Consider the following 16,710-nt stretch of genomic DNA (forward strand, 5'->3'; position numbering starts at 1 on the left):
CTGCCCGGTGGCTGTCCGGGTGCGGGCCGGGGCGAGGGCACGTTGGCTGGCCCCGAAGCAGCACGGGCGATCCCCGACCTTCGGCGGCGCATGGGACGTACCGCCAACCGTGCCGCCGAAGGGCAGTCCACATGCGAACCGTTCCTCTCCTCATTGTCCGATCCGGTCCGACCGTGGCGGCCGCCGCCTTGCTCACGCTCGCCCTGACCGCCCAGACGGCTTCGGCGGCCGGGATCTCCGTGAGCACCAGCGGATCCACGGTCTCGGTGACCACCACCTCGTGCCCCACGAGCAGCGGCAGCGGCTACGGCGACGCCTCGCTCCTCAACAGCAGCCAGCGGTCCTTCTCCGAGGGGCGCAGGGTCACGCTCTCGGGGACAGCCGCCAGCCAGTCCGCCGTCTGGTCCGACGTCGGCACCGGCACCTACACCGTCATCGTGCGGTGCTCGAACGGGACCACAGCCGGTTCCCAGGCCGTCATCGTCAGCACCGCCTCGACGCCCACCATCTCCGCCACGGCAACGGCCTCCCCCAGCCGGGGTGTCATGGGCGGTCTCGGGGGCGCCGCGAAGGACTACGGCACCCTCACCTTCGCGGCGGGCGGCGCCCTGATCGCGTGCGGTGCGGCGGCGGCCGCCTGGGCACTGCGTCGGCGTTCCAAGCCCTACCGGCTCTGAACGACGACCACACCCGGCTGTCGGCCGTTCGTGCGAGCACGTTCGCACGGACGGCCGACCGTTTTCTCGGGGCAGCACCCGAGGGGGTGCCTAGGGACGGACTCCGACCACCACGTGCGCGTACAGCTCGTCGGACTCCGCCAGGCGCGTGACCAGGCCGCCGGCCTCGAATGCGGCTACCGCCGACGGTGCCTGGCGTTCGCTCGTCTCGACCAGGAGGCAGCCGCCGGGTGCCAGCCACTCGGGTGCCCCGGCCGCGACCCGGCGCAGCACGTCGAGGCCGTCGCCGCCGCCGTCCAGGGCGACGAGGGGTTCGTGGTCGCGCGCTTCCGGCGGCAGCAGTCCGACCTCCTCGGTGGGGACGTAGGGCACGTTGGCGGCGAGGATTCCGACCCGGCCGCGCAGGTCGGCGGGCAGGGCGTCGAACAGGTCGCCCTCGTGGGCGTGTCCGCCGTACGCGGCGACATTGCGGTCGGCGCAGCGCACGGCCACGGGGTCGATGTCGGCGGCGTGCAGTTCGACTCCGGTCAGTACGGCGGCCAGGGCGGCGCCGACCGCGCCCGAGCCGCAGCACAGGTCCACGACAACGGACGCGTCCGGTGCCTGGGCGAGGGCTTCGGCGACCAGGAACTCGGTGCGTCTGCGGGGCACGAAGACGCCTGACTCGACGGCGATGCGCAGGCCGCCGAACTCGGCCCAGCCGAGGACGTGTTCCAGGGGCAGGCCCGACGCGCGGCGGGCGACCATGGTGGCTGTCTCCTGCGGGTCACGGGCGGTGGCGAGTATCAGCCGTGCCTCGTCCTCGGCGAAGACACAGCCGGCCGCGCGCAGGGCGGCGGCGACGGAGGCCGGGGCGGGGTTGAGCGAGGGGGACGCAGAACTGGAGGGCATGGGCATGGAACCGAGAGCCTTTCGGAAGCCGAAGGGCGCTCTCGCGGTCGCCTAGCGGAGGCGGTCCGCGCTGCCTTGAGGTGAGAGCACCCGACCTGACACAGCGGTAATGGGTCTCACCTCCCAGGTGATGTCCGGCTGGGGCGATCCGCAGCCGGACGGCAACATTACCCGAACAGTTGGCCCCAGGCGTCCCGTACGGAATTCGCTCTCCTACTGCACTGCCAACTCCCTTTCTTCGCCGAGACGTTCGGGCACCCGGGCGCCCATGAACACGGTGGTGCGGCGCAGCCGGAAGCCCAGGGACTCGTACAGCCGGATGGCGTTGGTGTTGTCGGCGGCGGTGTGCAGGAACGGGGTCTCGCCGCGGGCGCGGATACCGTGGGCGACGGCGAGGATCAGCCGGGTGGCGAGGCCCTCGCCGCGAGCGGCCGGGTCGGTGCAGACCGCGCTGATCTCGGTCCAGCCGGGCGGGTGCAGCCGCTCCCCCGCCATCGCGACGAGCGCGCCGCCCCGGCGGATTCCGAGGTAGGTGCCGAGTTCGACGGTGCGGGGCAGGAAGGGGCCGGGCCTGGTGCGGGCGACCAGGTCCAGCATCTCGGGCACGTCGGCCGGGCCCAGCTCCACCGCCTCCGGGTCCGGCGCCGCAGCCGCTCCTTCGTCCACGAGTTGCACGCCCTCCGCGTGGAACGTGATGTCCCAGCCGTCCGGGACCTGTCCCTGGAATCCGAGCAGCGGGACATCGGCCCCGGGGCCGGCGAGCGCGGCGAGGTCCGCCCAGTCTCGGTCGTCCAGTTCGGCGGGCAGCGCCAGCCAGGGCGTCACGTCGACGGGGTAGCGGACGATCCGGCCCCGCCATTCGGCGAAGTGGGCGTGCGGGCCGGTGAGGGCGGCGAGGGCGGGATGGTCGAGGGGGTGTGCGGTGCTCATACGGCGGCCTCGGTCTCCGCGGGCGTCGCCTCGACCACGATGACTGTCTTGCCGCGCGCATGGCCCTCCTCGACCGTGCGCAGGGCCTCGCCGGCCCGGTCGAGCGGGAACGTGCGCGTCACATGCGGGGTCAGGTCACCACGTACGACGAGGTCCGCGACCGCTTCGAGCACGGCGGCGTTGCGGGCGCGGACGACCCGGGCCCCGCCCAGTGCCTCCACGACCTCCGCGGGGGCGCCCGCCGTGACCAGCTTCGTGCTGTCGGTCAGCAGGGTCGCGGCCTCGGCGAGCACCTCGCCGCCGACCAGGTCGTAGACCCCGTCGACACCCTCCGGGGCCGCCGCCCGCACCCGTGCCACCAAGTCAGCGCCGGACGGGACGTGGACCGCGCCCAGCGACTCGACGAAGTCCTTCTTGCCGTCGCTCGCGACCCCGACGACCCGCAGTCCCCGGGTCCGGGCGATCTGGAGGATCGCGGCGCCGACCCCGCCGCCCGCGCCGGTGACCACCAGGGTGGCGCCCTTGGGCAGGGCGAGCTGGTCGACGCCGTCGTACGCGGTGGCCGCCGCGACGGGCAGGGCCGCAGCGTCCGTGAAGGACAGCCCGGCGGGCTTGGGCGCAGCCACCGTGACGGGCAGCAGCGCGTACTCGGCGTAGCCGCCGGTGACCGGGTTGCCGAAGACCGCGTCTCCGACGGCGAAGCCGGTGACGCCCTCACCGACCTCCGCGACGACCCCGGCAACCTCGTTGCCGAAGACGGCGGGCAGGTCGCGCGCCGCACCGCCCGCTCGGGCGTAGCCGGTGCGCTGCTTCCAGTCGACGGGGTTCACGCCTGCCGCGCGCACCGCCACGAGCAGTTGTCCGGGGCCGGGGCGCGGCCGGTCCACGTCGAGGAACGCCTCGGTCTCCGGACCGCCGAACTCTGTGAAGCCGTACGCCTTGGGCATCTGCTCCCACTCTCCTTCGCTCGCGCCGGACCGGCCGAAACGCCGGTCACCACAACCCGCACTCATCGCCAAGGCCGATCACGGGAGGGCTATTCCCGGGGTGGTGCGGCCTTGGGGGAGAGTTCATACACCCGCAATGATCACCCACGGGCCCGGGGTCCGGGGCATGCGCGGCGACCCCGTACGGTGGTAGGCGTACCCACTGACCAGGCCTGACCGTGAGGCATCCACCCTATGAACGTCACCCGAGGCTTCACCGGACGCCCCCGCGTCCAGAACGCCGGACTGCCGCCCGGCCAGTACGACGCGGGCGACGACTGGCCCGTGCTGTCCGCCGAGGTCACCCCCGATCTGGCGCCCGCGGACTGGTCCTTCCGGATCGACGGCCTGGTGGCCGAGGAGCGCACCTGGGACTGGGCCGGGGCCCACGCGCTGCCCGCGTCGGCGTACGAGGGTGACATCCACTGTGTGACGAGCTGGTCGAAGTTCGGCGTGCGCTTCGGGGGCGTGTCCCTGGACGCGTTCCTCGACGCGGTGCGGCCCGACGCGTCCGCCACCCACGCCGTCGCCTACTCGCACACCGGGTACACCACCAACCTGCCGCTCGCCGACCTGACCGGCGGCCGGGCGTGGATCGCCTGGGAGTACGAGGGCCGGCCGCTGCCCGCCGAGCACGGCGGCCCGGCGCGGCTGCTGGTGCCGCACCTGTACTTCTGGAAGAGCGCCAAGTGGATCGCGGGTCTGCGCCTCCTCGACCACGACGAGCCGGGGTTCTGGGAGCAGAACGGCTATCACGCGCGCGGGAACCCGTGGGAGGAGCAGAGGTACTCCGGTGACTAGGACCACCTCCGAAACCACACCGACCGGCGCCTTCGTGCCCCCGACCCGGTTCGCGGTGCCGGGTCGCATCGCCGTCAGCAACCGCGCGGCGGCCCACTGGCAGACCGCCACCCTCACCGAGGTCCGGCGGGAGACACCCCACGCGTCCACCTTCCGGTTCGCGGTGCCCGGCTGGGCGGGTCATCTGCCCGGCCAGCACCTGATGCTGCGGCTGACCGCCGACGACGGTTACACGGCCCAGCGCCACTACTCGATCGCCTCGCCCCCGGACGACGCCGGACACATCGAACTGACCCTGGACCACGTCGAGGACGGTGAGGTCTCCGGCTGGTTCCACACCCTGGCCAAACCCGGTGACGAGGTGGAGGTCCGCGGACCGCTCAGCGGGTTCTTCGCCTGGCCGGGCGACCGTCCCGCGCTGCTGCTCGGCGCCGGTTCCGGGGTCGTACCGCTGATGTCGATGATCCGGCACCACCGCGCGCGAGGCCTGGCCGTGCCGCTGCGGCTGCTGGTGTCCGCGCGCGGCCCCGAGGAACTGATCTACGCGCGCGAGTACGGTGCCGAGACCACGCCCGTCTTCACGCGCCGGGCACCCGAAGGTGTGCCGGTGGGCCGGCTGGCGGCCTCCCAGGTGGCGCGGTTGCTGGCCGACGGCCAGCCGCCGGGCGGGTGGGAGGCGTACGTGTGCGGGTCCAACGCGTTCGCCGAGCACGCCTCGCGGCTGCTGGTGGCGGCCGGCCAGCCCGTGGACCGGATCCGGATCGAACGCTTCGGCTGAACACGCCGAGGAACCCGAGCAAGCTGAGAAAGCCGAGGAAGCGACACGGCGTGCGGTGGTGCGCCGGGCCCATGGGGGCGCGGGCGGGTCGTGCGCGCTGACCCTCGTACGCGGCTCCCGTTCGGTCGGTGCCGCGCGCGACGATGGGCGGATGGGGGTCTTCGGGCGAACACGGGTGTACAGCCGGCACCGGCGGCCCAATCCGCTGCGCCGCCGCTCCGACGTGGTCGAGGCATGGACGGGGCTCGTCGTCGCCGTGCTGCTGTTCGTCGGCGCGCCCCTGACCGGGGCTTTCGCGGCCCGGTGGGCGTACGACCAGGGGCGGGCGACGGCCACCGCGCAGCGTGCCGAGCGTCATCGCGTCCATGCCGTGGCCGTGGCTGATACCGGGTCCGGGACTCCCCCGGCGCCGGCCGGCAGACCGTACCTGTCCCGTGCGCGGGTGCTGTGGACGGAGCCCGGGGCGGGAGCGCGTACGGCGACGGCGCAGGTACCGGCGGGTACGCGGCGCGGGGACGCCGTCGACCTGTGGCTCGACGCGCGCGGGCGGGCCGTCGCTCCGCCGCCCGGTGCAGTCGCGGTCCGGCAGTACACCTTGGCGGTGGGGATCTGGGCGGCGGGGATGACCGCCACGATCGTCCTCTTCGCCCGAACTGCCTTACGCCGTACGGCCGTTCAGCGCCGACTCGGGGAGTGGGAGCGCGCCTGGGCGCGTACGGAACCGGAGTGGACGGGCCGACGGGCCTGACGGGCGGGGTCGCTCGTCACACCGTCTCCTGCATCCGGCGGGCGATCCGGCGGTGGTCGGTGAGTGCGTCCCTCAGGCCCGGCAGGACGGGTTCGCCCCGGTCGACCAGGACGCGTCCGGCGACGACTGTCGTCCAGGCGCGGGCCGGTCCGCAGCGCAGCCACGCCTCCACGGGGTCGCTGAGCGCACCCGCGAGCGCGACCTCGTGCAGGTCCCAGACGACGAGGTCGGCGCAGGCACCGGGCCGCAGGTGCCCGATCTCGTCGGCGCGGCCCAGGCAGCGCGCCGAGCCCCGGGTGGCGATGTCGAGGGCGTCGCGCGCGGTCATCGCACCGGGGCCGCCCCGGTAGCGGCCGAGAAGGAGGGCGCCGCGGGTCTCCATCCAGAGCGAGGCATGGTCGGTGGAGGCGGAGCCGTCACAGCCGATACCGACGGGCAGACCCAGTTCACGCATCTCCTTCACCCGGGCGGTGCCGCCGCCGATGAGCATGTTGGAGCTGGGACAGTGCGCGACTCCGACGCCCGCGGCGGCCAGCCGGCGCAGCTCGGCGTCGTTCGGATAGATGCAGTGCGCGACCCAGGTGCGGTCGCTCATCCACCCGGCCTCCTCGAAGTACTCGACGGGCCGGCAGCCGTAGGTCTCCAGGCAGTACGTGTCCTCGTCGTGGTCCTCCGCGAGGTGGGTGTGGAGACGTACGTCGTGCCGCTCGGCGAGTTCGGCGGTGGCCGTCATCAGCTCCCTGGTCACCGAGAAGGGTGAGCAGGGCGCGAGGGCGACCCGGATCAGCGCGCCGGGGCGCGGGTCGTGGTGGGTCTTGATGAGCCGTTCGCTGTCGGCGAGGACCTCGTCCTCGGTCTGGGTGACGCTCCGGGGCGGCAGACCGCCGTCCTCGACCGACCGGGTCATCGAACCGCGCGTGGCGTGGAAGCGGAAGCCGATGTCGCGGGCGGCGCGGATCTCGGCGTCGACGAGTCCGGGGCGTGGATGGACGTACAGATGGTCGGAGGAGGTGGTGCAGCCGCCCATGAGGAGTTCGGCCATGCCGACGTACGCGGAGACGTACGCCGCCTCCTCGTCGAGCGCGGCCCACAGCGGGTAGAGCGTGGTCAGCCAGTCGAAGAGGGTGCCGCCCACGGCCGGCGCGTAGGAGCGCGTGAGGTTCTGGTAGATGTGGTGGTGCGTGTTGATCAGGCCCGGGGTGACGAGCCGCCCGGCCGCCGACACGGTGGTCCGGGCCTCGGGCTCGGTCCCGGCGGTGCCCACGGCGGTGACGCGCCCGGCGTCGACCGCCACCCACCCGCCGGGAATCTCGCGCGTACCGTCCACGACGAGCAGTTCGGCGTCCCTGACCAGCAGTTCCACAGCAGTCGGCATGGGCGCCATCGTAGAGGCGCACGCCCCTCGCGCGGGCCCTGTCCCGGTCCTGAGGCCTGGCGGGTCGTCGGTTCGCCCACGTACGGTGTGATCATCCGCAAGCGCTTGCCACGACCTCACGAAGGCGGTCCTACATGGCCCAGTTCGACCTCCCCCTCGACGAACTCCGCGAGTACCACAGCGACTCCGCCGAGCCCGACGGTTTCGACGCGTTCTGGTCCAAGACCCTCCAGGAGACCCGCGAGCACGACCTGGACGCCCGTTTCGAGCCGGTGGAGACGGGGCTGGCCACGGTCGACGTGTACGACGTGACGTTCGCCGGATTCGGCGGCCACCCGGTGAAGGGCTGGCTGCGGGTGCCCGCCGGTGCCTCCGGGCCGCTGCCGGTGGTCGTGGAGTTCATCGGGTACGGCGGCGGACGCGGCCTGCCGCACGAGAACCTGCTGTGGGCGTCGACCGGCCGCGCCCACTTCGCCATGGACACACGCGGCCAGGGCAGCGCCTGGGGCGGCGGTGGCGGGACCGCGGACCCGGTGGGCCACGCGCCCTCGTACCCCGGATTCATGACCCGTGGCATCGACGCCCCCGAGAACTACTACTACCGGCGGGTGTACTCGGACGCGGTGCGCGCGGTGGAGGCGGCCCGCTCGCATCCCCTGGTCGACCCGGCGCGCACGGTGGTCCTCGGTTCCAGCCAGGGCGGCGGGATCACGCTCGCGGTCGGCGGGCTGGTCCCGGACCTGGCCGCGATCGCCCCGGACGTGCCGTTCCTGTGCGACTTCCCGCGCGCGGCGACCCTCACGGACCGCCACCCCTACCGCGAAATCGGCAGCTACCTCAAGACCCACCGGGGCCGCACCGCCGACGCGCTGAACACGCTCTCCTACTTCGACGGTGTGCACTTCGCGGCCCGCGGCCGGGCCCCGGCGCTCTTCTCGACGGCACTGGAGGACCAGACCTGCCCGCCGTCGACGGTCTTCGCGGCCTTCAACGCCTGGGCGCACGACGACAAGCAGATCGAGGTCTACGACTTCAACGACCACGAGGGCGGCGGCCCGTTCCAGGAGGCGACGAAGCTGAACTGGCTGCGCTCGTACGCCTGACGGCTCGGCAGTTTCCGTAGGGGGAACTGGTCGGTCCCGATGCCTTCCGCGCGATCCGACCGGTCGGTATGTTCGACGGTGCCCGGGTCACAGCGTTGTGGCCCGGAGTTCCGGCGAACCGCGGAGGACCCATGTCCGAGCACGTGTCACCCGTTCACGGCGACTGCGACGCACGCTTCTCGGCGGTGCGTACGGCGTTCGAGGAGAACTTCCGCGACCGCGGGGAGCTCGGCGCCGCGGTGAGCGTCACGGTCGGCGGCGAGACCGTGGTCGATCTGTGGGGCGGCTGGGCCGACGCGGGGCGGACGCGCGCGTGGGAACGCGAGACGCTCGTCAACGTGTGGTCGACGTCGAAGGGTCCGACAGCGCTGTGCGCGCACATCCTCGCCGACCGGGGGCTGCTCGACCTCGACGCCCCGGTGGCCGTGTACTGGCCGGAGTTCGCGGCGGCCGGCAAGGAGGGCGTGCTGGTACGGCATCTGCTGTCGCACCGCTCGGGCCTGTCCGGTCTGCGGGAGCCGCACTCGCTCGCCGACCTCTACGACTGGGAACTGACGACCCGTCGGCTGGCGGCGACGGAGCCGTGGTGGGAGCCGGGGACACGGTCCGGATATCACGCGCTGACGTACGGGTTCCTGGTCGGCGAGGTGGTCCGCCGGGTGTCGGGGCTGCTGCCGGGCGCCTTCCTGGAGCGGGAAGTGACCGGGCCGCTGGGCATCGACTTCCGCCTCGGGCTGCCGGAGAAGGAGGCCGGGCGGGCCGCCGAGCTGGTGCCGCCGCCGACTCCCTCACCCAGTGAACAGGCCGCGATCTTCGCCCAGTTGACGCCCGTCACGATCGCCGCCGTGGCCAATCCGGTCACGGGCGCCGCCGAGGCGAACAGCCCCGAGTGGCGGGCCGCCGAGATTCCGGCGGCGGGCGGCCACGGCACGGCCCGCGCGATCGCCGCGCTGTACGGCGTGTTCGCGGGACAGGGCTCGTACGGCGGGCAGCGCATCCTCTCCGCCGAGATGGCCGAGCGGGTGCGCGAGGGGCAGGGCAGCTGTCGCGACCTGGTGCTCGGCGCGCGTTTCGACTACGAGACGGAGATCGGGCTCGGCCTGTGGCTGAGCGGCGACAACGGCTGGTACGGGCCCAACCCGAGGGCGTACGGCCATGACGGCTTCGGCGGTTCCTGCGGGCTGGCCGACCCGGATGCCGGCGTGTCGCTGGGGTACGTCATGAACCGCATGGGTCCGCATATCGCCAACGACCCGCGGAAGATGGCGCTGATCGACGCCCTGTACAGCGCACTGTGAACCAGGTAAGGACCAGAGGCTGGCAGTGAGTCGTACAGGGTGTATGGCAGGCGCAGTCATATGACAGATTCCCTGCCGGCCGGGGACGCATAGCGTCGGGGTACGACCTCGGGCGGCGCACGGCGGGTCGTGCGACTGTCCGACTACGTCCTACCTTTCGAGAGGCACCCCTCCATGAGTACGTTCACCACCTCCGACGGCACCGAGATCTTCTTCAAGGACTGGGGCACGGGGCAGCCGGTGGTGTTCAGCCACGGCTGGCCGCTGAACGCGGACACCTGGGACGGCCAGTCCCGTCTCGTCGCCGAGCACGGCTTCCGGGCCATCGCGCACGACCGGCGCGGACACGGCCGCTCCTCGCAGCCGTGGCAGGGCAACCACATGGACCAGTACGCGGACGACCTGGCCGAACTGATCGAGTCGCTCGACCTCGACAACGTCATCCTCGTCGGTCACTCCACCGGCGGCGGCGAGGTGACCCGCTACATCGGCCGGCACGGGACGGCGCGGGTCGCCAAGGTCGTGCTGCTGGGCGCGGTGCCGCCGCTGATGCTGCAGACCGACGCCAACCCCGAGGGCACGCCCCTCGACACCTTCGACGGTATCCGGGCGGGTGTCGAGGGGGATCGTTCGCAGTTCTACTGGGACCTCAGCGAGGCCTTCTTCGGCTTCAACCGGCCGGACGCGACCCCGTCCGAGGGCATGCGCCGCGCGTTCTGGATGTGGAGCATGCAGGTCGGCCTGAAGGCCGCCTACGACTGCGTCAAGCAGTTCTCGGAGTCCGACTTCACCGAGGACCTGGGCCGCATCGACGTACCGACGCTCATCGCGCACGGCGCCGACGACCAGATCGTGCCGATCGCCGCTTCGGCGGAGAAGACGGCGCAGCTGGTCAAGGACTCGACGCTGAGGGTCTACCCGGGTGCCCCGCACGGCCTGGTGGGCGAGTTCGAGAAGGCGTTCAACGCCGACCTGCTGGAGTTCATCAAGAGCTGACGGGTTGTCACCCGGCGGGTGTCCGCGTCGCCACCACCATCCGGCAGCGCGGACTGCCGTCGGGCCGCCGGCCGAACTCGGGCAGGGCGCGGGTCTCCACGTCGAAACCGGCGCGCGTCAACTCCCGCCGTACGTCGGCCAGTCGGAAGGCCCGGTAGTACATGACGAACGGCGGCTTCCACACGGCATTGCGTACCCTCATCACCGCGTCGAAGCCGAGCAGCGCCCAGTAGGCCCGCGTTCCCGGGCGGGCCGGGGCCACGACAGGGAACGCGAAGCGCCCGCCGGGCCTCAGCACGGAGTGGACCTGGGCGAACAGCCCCGGCAACTCGCCCGGCAGGAAGTGCCCGAACGCCCCGAAGCTGACGACCAGATCGAACGCGGGGGCGTCGGATGGGGCGGAAGGGGCTGAGGCGAACGGCAGGGCTCGGGCGTCGCCGCGTACCAGGGCGACGCGCGGCCCGTCGGCCCGTTCACCCGTCGCCGGCCGGCGTCGGGCCACCTCCAGCATGCCCGCGCTGATGTCGACCCCGGTGACGCTCCCCCGGCACACACGCTCCAGCACCTCCAGACCGGCGCCCGTACCGCAGCACAGGTCGAGGCCGTCGTCGAACGGCCCGAGGGGGCCGAGCGCCGACGCCACCGCGTCGAGGATCGGGTCCGAGGTGCGGAACGGGGTGTGGTCGAACTTCGGCGCGAGCAGGTCGTAGCCGTGCTCGACGGACGACAGGGCCTGCACGGCGAGTTCACGGAGGGTGGGGCCTTCGGGGCTGAACATCGGCTCAGCTTAGGGGGAGCGCGCGGGTCGGCATCGTGGACGCCCACTCGGAAGGTTCACCCTTTAGGGTGGGCGGATGCGCGCATTTCGGGAAGCGGTGGAAGCCGGGGATCTTGACGCCGTCGAGAAGCTGTTGGCGGAGAACGTCGTGTTCACCAGTCCGGTGGCGTTCCGGCCCTACCCGGGGAAGGCGATCACCGCGGCCGTCCTGCGCGGGGCGTACCGGGTTTTCGAGGACTTCCGGTACGAGCGGGAGATCGGCGCGCCCGACAGCCGCGACCACGCACTGGTGTTCACGGCGCGGGTGGACGGACGCGAGATCCAGGGCTGTGACCTCCTGCATCTCGACGAAGACGGCCTGATCGACGAACTGACCGTCATGGTCCGCCCGCTGTCGGCCGCGCAGGCGCTGTCGGCGGCCATGGGCGCCCAGTTCGAGCGGATCGCCCAGGAGGCACAGGCCGCCGGGTCCGCCTGACCGAACCCCGGGCCTCCCGGGAGTGGCCCGCCAACGCGGTCGGTGTGACCGCCTCAAGCACTACCGCGGCGGGCGCGCTTTGGTTGGATGGCCCCCATGACCACCGACGAGCACGCGCGCATGATGCGGGCCAACGAGGCCAACTGGGACGCCCGTACCCCCGTCCATCTCGCCAGCCGTTTCTACGGCCTGGGCGAGAACCTCGACCCGTCGCGCTGGTTCGCCTCCTGGGAGTGGGCGGACCTGGGCGAACTCGCCGACCGTGATGTGCTCCACCTCCAGTGCCATCTCGGCACGGAGACCCTCGCCTTCGCCGAACGCGGGGCGCGGGCCGTCGGCCTCGACTTCTCCGAGGCGTCCGTGACGGCCGCGCGCGACATCGCGGCGAAGGCGGGACTCGACGTGACGTACGTCCGGGCGAACGTCTACGACGCCGTGGAGGCCCTGGAGCAGCGGCGGTTCGACGTCGTGTACACCGGGAAGGGCGCCCTGTGCTATCTGCCCGACCTGGACCGCTGGGCGGCGGTGATCGCCCAACTCCTGCGCCCCGGCGGCCTGTTGTACATCGCGGAGTTCCATCCGCTGCTCAACTCGCTGAGCCCGAAGCCCGCTTCGGGCGACACCGGTGAACTCCTGTTGCGGCACGACTACTTGGGCGCGCGGGACGCCGTGCACCGCGATGCGACGTTCACCTACACCGACGGTCCGGCCGTGACCGGGGCCGCCGAGAGCTTCGAGTGGCCGCACGGAATGGACGAGGTCGTCAACGCGTTGATCGGGGCGGGACTGACCATCCGGCGGCTGCGCGAGAGCGACGAACTGCCCTGGCCCCGCTGGCCCCGTATGGAACGTACGACGTCGGGCTGGTGGCGGTTGCCCGAGCCGCGCATCCCGCTCCTGTACGGGCTCCTCGCGAGCCGCTGAGACGCGACTCACACCCGTTCTCGCATATCCCGTGGTACGGTCCTGACAGCACTTGTGTACGCCCCTTCTCGGGCGCCGGTGCTGTTCCTCCTCAGTTCGCTGACCCGCCCGTCGGTATCCGACCGGTGCATCAGCTCTTCCCAGTACCACCTCACCAACGGCGATGCGTTTCTGCCGTACCCGAGGTGTCGCTGTCTTCCGCCGCCCGCGGTGCGCCCGGCGCGCCCAGTTCTCGCGGCCCTCCCTCTGCTCTGTCTTCCGCGTGCCTCAAGGGGCATGCGTCTCCGTCCGTGAAAGGACTCTCCGACCATGACCACCACACTCGAACACCCCCCGGTAGAACAACTGCCCCCGGCCCGGATCGCGACCGGTGTCCTCGACATCGACGGCAACGGGAAGGGGTATCTGCGGGCCGCCGACAGCTGCCTGCCCACGCCCACCGACCTGCAGGTCTCCCCGGCGCTGATCCGCCGTCACGGCCTGCGCAAGGGCGACCTCGTCACCGGCGCGCAAGGCACCCAGCGCGCGCTGACCGAGGTCGGGCTGATCAACGGCCGTACCCCCGAGGAGCTGCGCGGCCGTCGTCACTTCCGCGACCTCACCCCGCTCCACCCCCGTGACCGGCTCCGCCTCGAACACCCGGCGGCCGGACTCACCGGGCGCGTCACCGACCTGATCGCACCCGTCGGCAAGGGCCAGCGCGGACTGATCGTGGCCCCGCCCAAGACCGGCAAGACCGTGCTGCTCCAGCAGATCGCTGCGGCCGTCGCCGGCAACCACCCCGAGTGCCGCCTGATGGTGGTGCTGCTCGACGAACGGCCCGAGGAGGTGACCGACATGCGGCGCTCCGTGCGGGGCGAGGTGTACGCCTCAACGTTCGACAAGACGCCCAAGCAGCACATCGCGCTTGCCGAACTCGTCGTCGAGCGGGCCAAGCGGCTCGTCGAGGCGGGCGAGGACGTCGTCATCCTCCTGGACTCCCTGACCCGGCTGTGCAGGGCCCACAACAACGCGGCGGCCTCCGGTGGCCGCACCCTCAGCGGCGGGGTCGACGCTGCCGCACTGATCGGGCCGAAGCGGCTGTTCGGCGCCGCGCGCCTGGCCGAGGAGGGCGGTTCGCTCACGATCCTCGCCACGGCCCTGGTGGACACCGGCTCACGCGCCGACGGCTTCTTCTTCGAGGAGCTGAAGGGCACCGGCAACATGGAGCTCCGGCTGGACCGCGACCTGGCCTCCCGGCGCGTCTATCCGGCCGTCGACATCAATCCGTCCGGTACCCGTCGCGAGGAACTCCTGCTGTCCCCGGCCGAGTTGACGGCCGTACATGGACTTCGGCGGGCCCTGCAGACGCGGGACGGCCAGGCAAACCTGGAGACCCTCCTGGAGCGGCTCCGCGACACGCCCGACAACGCGACCTTCCTGCGCCGGATCCAGCCGACGCTGCCCGCCGGCTGACCCGGCCCGGACGGTGTCCGTGGGCTCCCGTGTATGGGCTCTCGGGTGTGGCATCCGGGTGTTCGGGCCCGCTCCTCGGCCACGGCACCACGGCATACGGCGCACCCATTCCTACGTTTGCGATATGACCATCGGATTCTCTGCTCGTAGTGCTGCATCCTCGGTGTCCTCGTCGGCGGCATCACGGATCGCCGCCTCCTGCTGTGCTCTGTGTGTGACGGGCGTGCTGGCGCTCGCGCCCGTCCCGGCATCCGCCCGCACCGGTGCCGCCCCGATCACGCCGACGCCGAAGCCGACGACAGCGGCCGCGGCGGACGCGCGGCTGCTGTACCGCTCCGGCACCCATGCCCGGCTCCGTTCCGGGGCGCCCCGCCTGCCCCGGGACGTGTCCGCGCTGTCGTGGCTGGTGGCCGACGCCGGCACCGGTGAGGTTCTCGCCGCGCGCAACGCGCACCGCGATCTGCCGCCGGCCAGCACACTCAAGACACTCTTCGCCCTCACCGTGCTCCCCACGCTGCCCGCGGGCCTGCGGCACAAGGTCACCGAGGCAGACCTGGCGGGCATCGGCGCCGGCAGCAGTCTGGTCGGCGTCGCGGCCGGGCGTACGTACGGGGTCTCCGACCTGTGGCGGGGTGTGTTCCTCAACTCCGGGAACGACGCCGTGCACGTCCTGGCCGCCATGAGCGGCGGCTGGCGCGACACCGCCGTCCGGATGCAGGCCAAGGCCCGCGCCCTGGGCGCCCGCGACACCCATGTGCGCTCGCCTGACGGCTACGACACGCCGGGGCAGGTGTCGTCGGCGTACGACCTCGCGGTGTTCGGGCGGGCCGGGCTGCGCAACGCCGACTTCGCCTCGTACTGCGGCACGGCCTACGCGAAGTTCCCCGGCGGGGGCGGCTGGTCGTACGAGATCCAGAACACCAACCGGCTGCTGACCGGCGCCAACGGCGTCGAGCGCTACCGGGGGGTGATCGGCGTCAAGAACGGCTACACCAGCAAGGCAGGCAACACTCTGGTCGCCGCCGCCCGCCGGGGCGGACGCACCCTGGTCGTCACCGTGATGAACCCTCAGGAGGGCGACGGCTACGCCGTCTACGAGGAGGCCCGCTCGCTGCTCGACTGGGGCTTCGGGGCCGCCGGACGCGTCGATCCCGTGGGTTCGCTGGACGCCGCGCGGCCCGCGTCGCAGGCGGGCCCGCAGGCACCGGTGCAGGCATCGACGCAGGTGCGGGCGCCGGTGCCGACGGCCGCCGCCGTGACGTCCGACCGCGGGCCGGGCTGGCCGGAGACCTGGACCATCCTGGGAGCGGCCGTGCTCGGTGCCGGCGCGGTGTCGCTCGTGCTGCGCGTCGCGGGCCCGAAGCGGGTCTGACCGGCTGCGTCCACCGGCAGCCACAACAGCAGCCCGAGCGTGACCCAGACGTATGCGCTGCCGCCCACGAAGCCGTCGACGCCGGACGCGTCGTCGAACCACAGCCACACCACGCTCGTGCACAGCACCGCGTACAACGCGCCCGCCACGCGCGCGTGCCCGGTGCGCACCAGGACGGCGAACGACGGGAGCAGCCAGACCAGATGGTGCACCCAGGTGATCGGGCTGACCAGACAGGCGGTCAGCCCGGTGAGCGCGAAAGCGCCCCACCAGTCCCCCACCGCGGCGGCCCGCCGTGCCCGCCACGCCCAGACACCGAGGACGGCCAGGACCACCACCAGCCACACGACACGACTGGGTTCGCCCGGTTCGGCCAGCCGTGCCAGCACACCCTGGAGGGACTGGTTCGACACGTACGCCAGTTGCCCGATGCGCCGGGTGTCCCACAGCGCCTCGCTCCAGTAGTAGCGCGAGGCGTCCGGCGCGATCCACACCGCGAGCGCGGTGGCCGCACCGGCGACGGCCGTCGCGACCCCGGCGGCCCGGCGTCGGCCGGCGAGCAGCAGCAGGCCGATGAAGAGGGCGGGCGTCAGCTTGACGGCGGCGGCGAACCCGATCCCGATGCCGGCCCAGCGGGCCCGCCCGGTCGTCAGCAGCCAGGCGTCGGTGAGGACGAGGGCCAGCAGTACGAGGTTCACCTGGCCGAAGCTGAAGGTGTCCCGCACGGGCTCGAACAGCGCCAGCGCGCAGCCGGTCAGGGCCCAGCCGTACCAGCCGTACCGGCGCAGCACGGGCCCGGCGGCCATCCACACCACCGCGCCGAGCGCCGCCAGGTTCAGCAGCAGTGCGGCGGTGATCGCGGCGCGCAGCCCGAGGAGCGCCATCGGCAGCATGCTGACGGCCGCGAACGGCGGATAGGTGAAGCCGTACGCCGTGCCGGGCACCCGGTAGTCGTAGATCCGGCCGCCGTGGTGGACCCAGGTGTCGACGGTTCCGTAGTAGACACGCAGGTCGAACCAGCCGCGCAGCAGCGGCACGGTCGCCGTGAACACGGTCACGGCGACCGCGAGGGCGAGCACCACGAGCAGCCGTTCCCGGTCGGTGCGGGGCAGTCTCACAG

General features: G+C 72.5%; 16 protein-coding genes and 1 pseudogene. 11 read left to right on the forward strand and 6 right to left on the reverse strand.

All coding sequences use genetic code 11. The annotated features are described in order from the left end of the window. The first annotated feature begins 131 nt into the window (after positions 1-131). Positions 132-677, forward strand: coding sequence for a hypothetical protein (locus OG241_RS02885; RefSeq protein ID WP_405813450.1), 546 nt, complete (start codon positions 132-134; stop codon positions 675-677). Positions 678-767: 90 nt separating this feature from the next. Here the strand turns inward: OG241_RS02885 and OG241_RS02890 are convergent, their stop codons facing one another. From OG241_RS02890 to OG241_RS02900, 3 genes are all read right to left on the reverse strand, one after another. After that, positions 768-1,574, reverse strand: a complete 807-nt coding sequence (locus tag OG241_RS02890) for a putative protein N(5)-glutamine methyltransferase (RefSeq protein ID WP_405813451.1) — start codon at positions 1,572-1,574, stop codon at positions 768-770. Between the two features lie 207 nt (positions 1,575-1,781). Next, a complete protein-coding gene (locus OG241_RS02895; protein WP_405813453.1) occupies positions 1,782-2,498 on the reverse strand; it encodes a GNAT family N-acetyltransferase in 717 nt (238 codons plus the stop codon). After that, complete coding sequence (locus OG241_RS02900) at positions 2,495-3,445, reverse strand: NADP-dependent oxidoreductase (protein ID WP_405813455.1); 951 nt, start codon at positions 3,443-3,445, stop codon at positions 2,495-2,497. Before OG241_RS02900 ends, OG241_RS02895 begins: the two co-directional genes overlap by 4 nt. 234 nt (positions 3,446-3,679) lie before the next feature. Here OG241_RS02900 and OG241_RS02905 point away from each other — a divergent pair, with 234 nt between their 5' ends. The 3 genes from OG241_RS02905 to OG241_RS02915 all read left to right on the forward strand — a co-directional run bounded on the left by OG241_RS02905 (position 3,680) and on the right by OG241_RS02915 (position 5,811). Next, the gene (locus tag OG241_RS02905) at positions 3,680-4,285 is read left to right on the forward strand and encodes a sulfite oxidase-like oxidoreductase (protein ID WP_405813456.1); all 606 of its coding nucleotides are present in this window, start codon (positions 3,680-3,682) and stop codon (positions 4,283-4,285) included. Then, on the forward strand, positions 4,278-5,063 hold the full coding sequence (locus tag OG241_RS02910; protein WP_405813457.1) for a ferredoxin reductase: 786 nt from the start codon (positions 4,278-4,280) through the stop codon (positions 5,061-5,063). The genes OG241_RS02905 and OG241_RS02910 overlap by 8 nt, the downstream gene beginning before the upstream one ends. Positions 5,064-5,214: 151 nt before the next feature. Then, positions 5,215-5,811: a hypothetical protein gene (locus OG241_RS02915; RefSeq protein ID WP_405813458.1), complete on the forward strand. Its 597-nt coding sequence runs from the start codon at positions 5,215-5,217 to the stop codon at positions 5,809-5,811. A gap of 16 nt (positions 5,812-5,827) precedes the next feature. On the opposite strand, the gene OG241_RS02920 is transcribed toward OG241_RS02915, so the two are convergent. Beyond that, positions 5,828-7,186 (reverse strand): 8-oxoguanine deaminase, encoded by a 1,359-nt coding sequence (locus tag OG241_RS02920; RefSeq protein ID WP_405813459.1) that lies wholly within the window; start codon positions 7,184-7,186, stop codon positions 5,828-5,830. A gap of 134 nt (positions 7,187-7,320) precedes the next feature. Between OG241_RS02920 and OG241_RS02925 the strand changes: the two genes are divergently transcribed. The 3 genes from OG241_RS02925 (at position 7,321) to OG241_RS02935 (ending at position 10,583) form a co-directional block, all read left to right on the forward strand. Next, a complete protein-coding gene (locus tag OG241_RS02925; RefSeq protein WP_405813460.1) occupies positions 7,321-8,289 on the forward strand; it encodes an acetylxylan esterase in 969 nt (322 codons plus the stop codon). A gap of 131 nt (positions 8,290-8,420) precedes the next feature. Beyond that, positions 8,421-9,587, forward strand: a complete 1,167-nt coding sequence (locus OG241_RS02930) for a serine hydrolase domain-containing protein (protein ID WP_405813461.1) — start codon at positions 8,421-8,423, stop codon at positions 9,585-9,587. 174 nt (positions 9,588-9,761) lie between these two features. Continuing rightward, a complete protein-coding gene (locus OG241_RS02935) occupies positions 9,762-10,583 on the forward strand; it encodes an alpha/beta fold hydrolase (RefSeq protein WP_405813462.1) in 822 nt (273 codons plus the stop codon). A gap of 7 nt (positions 10,584-10,590) precedes the next feature. On the opposite strand, the gene OG241_RS02940 is transcribed toward OG241_RS02935, so the two are convergent. Further along, positions 10,591-11,361 carry a class I SAM-dependent methyltransferase gene (locus tag OG241_RS02940; protein WP_405813463.1) on the reverse strand — a complete coding sequence of 257 codons (771 nt, stop codon included), beginning with the start codon at positions 11,359-11,361 and terminating at the stop codon, positions 10,591-10,593. A 76-nt stretch (positions 11,362-11,437) separates the two neighbouring features. Here OG241_RS02940 and OG241_RS02945 point away from each other — a divergent pair, with 76 nt between their 5' ends. The 4 genes and pseudogenes from OG241_RS02945 to OG241_RS02960 all read left to right on the forward strand — a co-directional run. Beyond that, positions 11,438-11,839, forward strand: a complete 402-nt coding sequence (locus OG241_RS02945; protein WP_405813464.1) for a nuclear transport factor 2 family protein — start codon at positions 11,438-11,440, stop codon at positions 11,837-11,839. Between the two features lie 96 nt (positions 11,840-11,935). Next, complete coding sequence (locus OG241_RS02950) at positions 11,936-12,763, forward strand: class I SAM-dependent methyltransferase (protein ID WP_405813465.1); 828 nt, start codon at positions 11,936-11,938, stop codon at positions 12,761-12,763. A 309-nt stretch (positions 12,764-13,072) separates the two neighbouring features. Then, a complete protein-coding gene (gene rho, locus OG241_RS02955) occupies positions 13,073-14,218 on the forward strand; it encodes a transcription termination factor Rho (protein ID WP_405813466.1) in 1,146 nt (381 codons plus the stop codon). A gap of 124 nt (positions 14,219-14,342) precedes the next feature. Next, a pseudogene (locus OG241_RS02960) lies at positions 14,343-15,227 on the forward strand (D-alanyl-D-alanine carboxypeptidase family protein); the annotation flags it as partial. 83 nt (positions 15,228-15,310) lie between these two features. Here OG241_RS02960 and OG241_RS02965 read toward each other — a convergent pair. Further along, positions 15,311-16,708 (reverse strand): glycosyltransferase 87 family protein, encoded by a 1,398-nt coding sequence (locus OG241_RS02965; protein WP_405826015.1) that lies wholly within the window; start codon positions 16,706-16,708, stop codon positions 15,311-15,313. Positions 16,709-16,710: the final 2 nt, after the last annotated feature.

Source organism: Streptomyces sp. NBC_01390, assembly GCF_045040105.1.
In the GTDB taxonomy this organism is placed as follows: Bacteria; Actinomycetota; Actinomycetes; order Streptomycetales; family Streptomycetaceae; genus Streptomyces.

Excerpts from the sequence above, each read along its gene's own strand:
- OG241_RS02885 (WP_405813450.1), top strand. The coding sequence starts at position 132 with ATGCGAACCGTTCCTCTCCTCATTGTCCGATCCGGTCCGACCGTGGCG.
- OG241_RS02890 (WP_405813451.1), bottom strand. The coding sequence starts at position 1,574 with ATGCCCATGCCCTCCAGTTCTGCGTCCCCCTCGCTCAACCCCGCCCCG.
- OG241_RS02895 (WP_405813453.1), bottom strand. The coding sequence starts at position 2,498 with ATGAGCACCGCACACCCCCTCGACCATCCCGCCCTCGCCGCCCTCACC.
- OG241_RS02900 (WP_405813455.1), bottom strand. The coding sequence starts at position 3,445 with ATGCCCAAGGCGTACGGCTTCACAGAGTTCGGCGGTCCGGAGACCGAG.
- OG241_RS02905 (WP_405813456.1), top strand. The coding sequence starts at position 3,680 with ATGAACGTCACCCGAGGCTTCACCGGACGCCCCCGCGTCCAGAACGCC.
- OG241_RS02915 (WP_405813458.1), top strand. The coding sequence starts at position 5,215 with ATGGGGGTCTTCGGGCGAACACGGGTGTACAGCCGGCACCGGCGGCCC.
- OG241_RS02920 (WP_405813459.1), bottom strand. The coding sequence starts at position 7,186 with ATGCCGACTGCTGTGGAACTGCTGGTCAGGGACGCCGAACTGCTCGTC.
- OG241_RS02925 (WP_405813460.1), top strand. The coding sequence starts at position 7,321 with ATGGCCCAGTTCGACCTCCCCCTCGACGAACTCCGCGAGTACCACAGC.
- OG241_RS02930 (WP_405813461.1), top strand. The coding sequence starts at position 8,421 with ATGTCCGAGCACGTGTCACCCGTTCACGGCGACTGCGACGCACGCTTC.
- OG241_RS02935 (WP_405813462.1), top strand. The coding sequence starts at position 9,762 with ATGAGTACGTTCACCACCTCCGACGGCACCGAGATCTTCTTCAAGGAC.
- OG241_RS02940 (WP_405813463.1), bottom strand. The coding sequence starts at position 11,361 with ATGTTCAGCCCCGAAGGCCCCACCCTCCGTGAACTCGCCGTGCAGGCC.
- OG241_RS02945 (WP_405813464.1), top strand. The coding sequence starts at position 11,438 with ATGCGCGCATTTCGGGAAGCGGTGGAAGCCGGGGATCTTGACGCCGTC.
- OG241_RS02950 (WP_405813465.1), top strand. The coding sequence starts at position 11,936 with ATGACCACCGACGAGCACGCGCGCATGATGCGGGCCAACGAGGCCAAC.
- rho (WP_405813466.1), top strand. The coding sequence starts at position 13,073 with ATGACCACCACACTCGAACACCCCCCGGTAGAACAACTGCCCCCGGCC.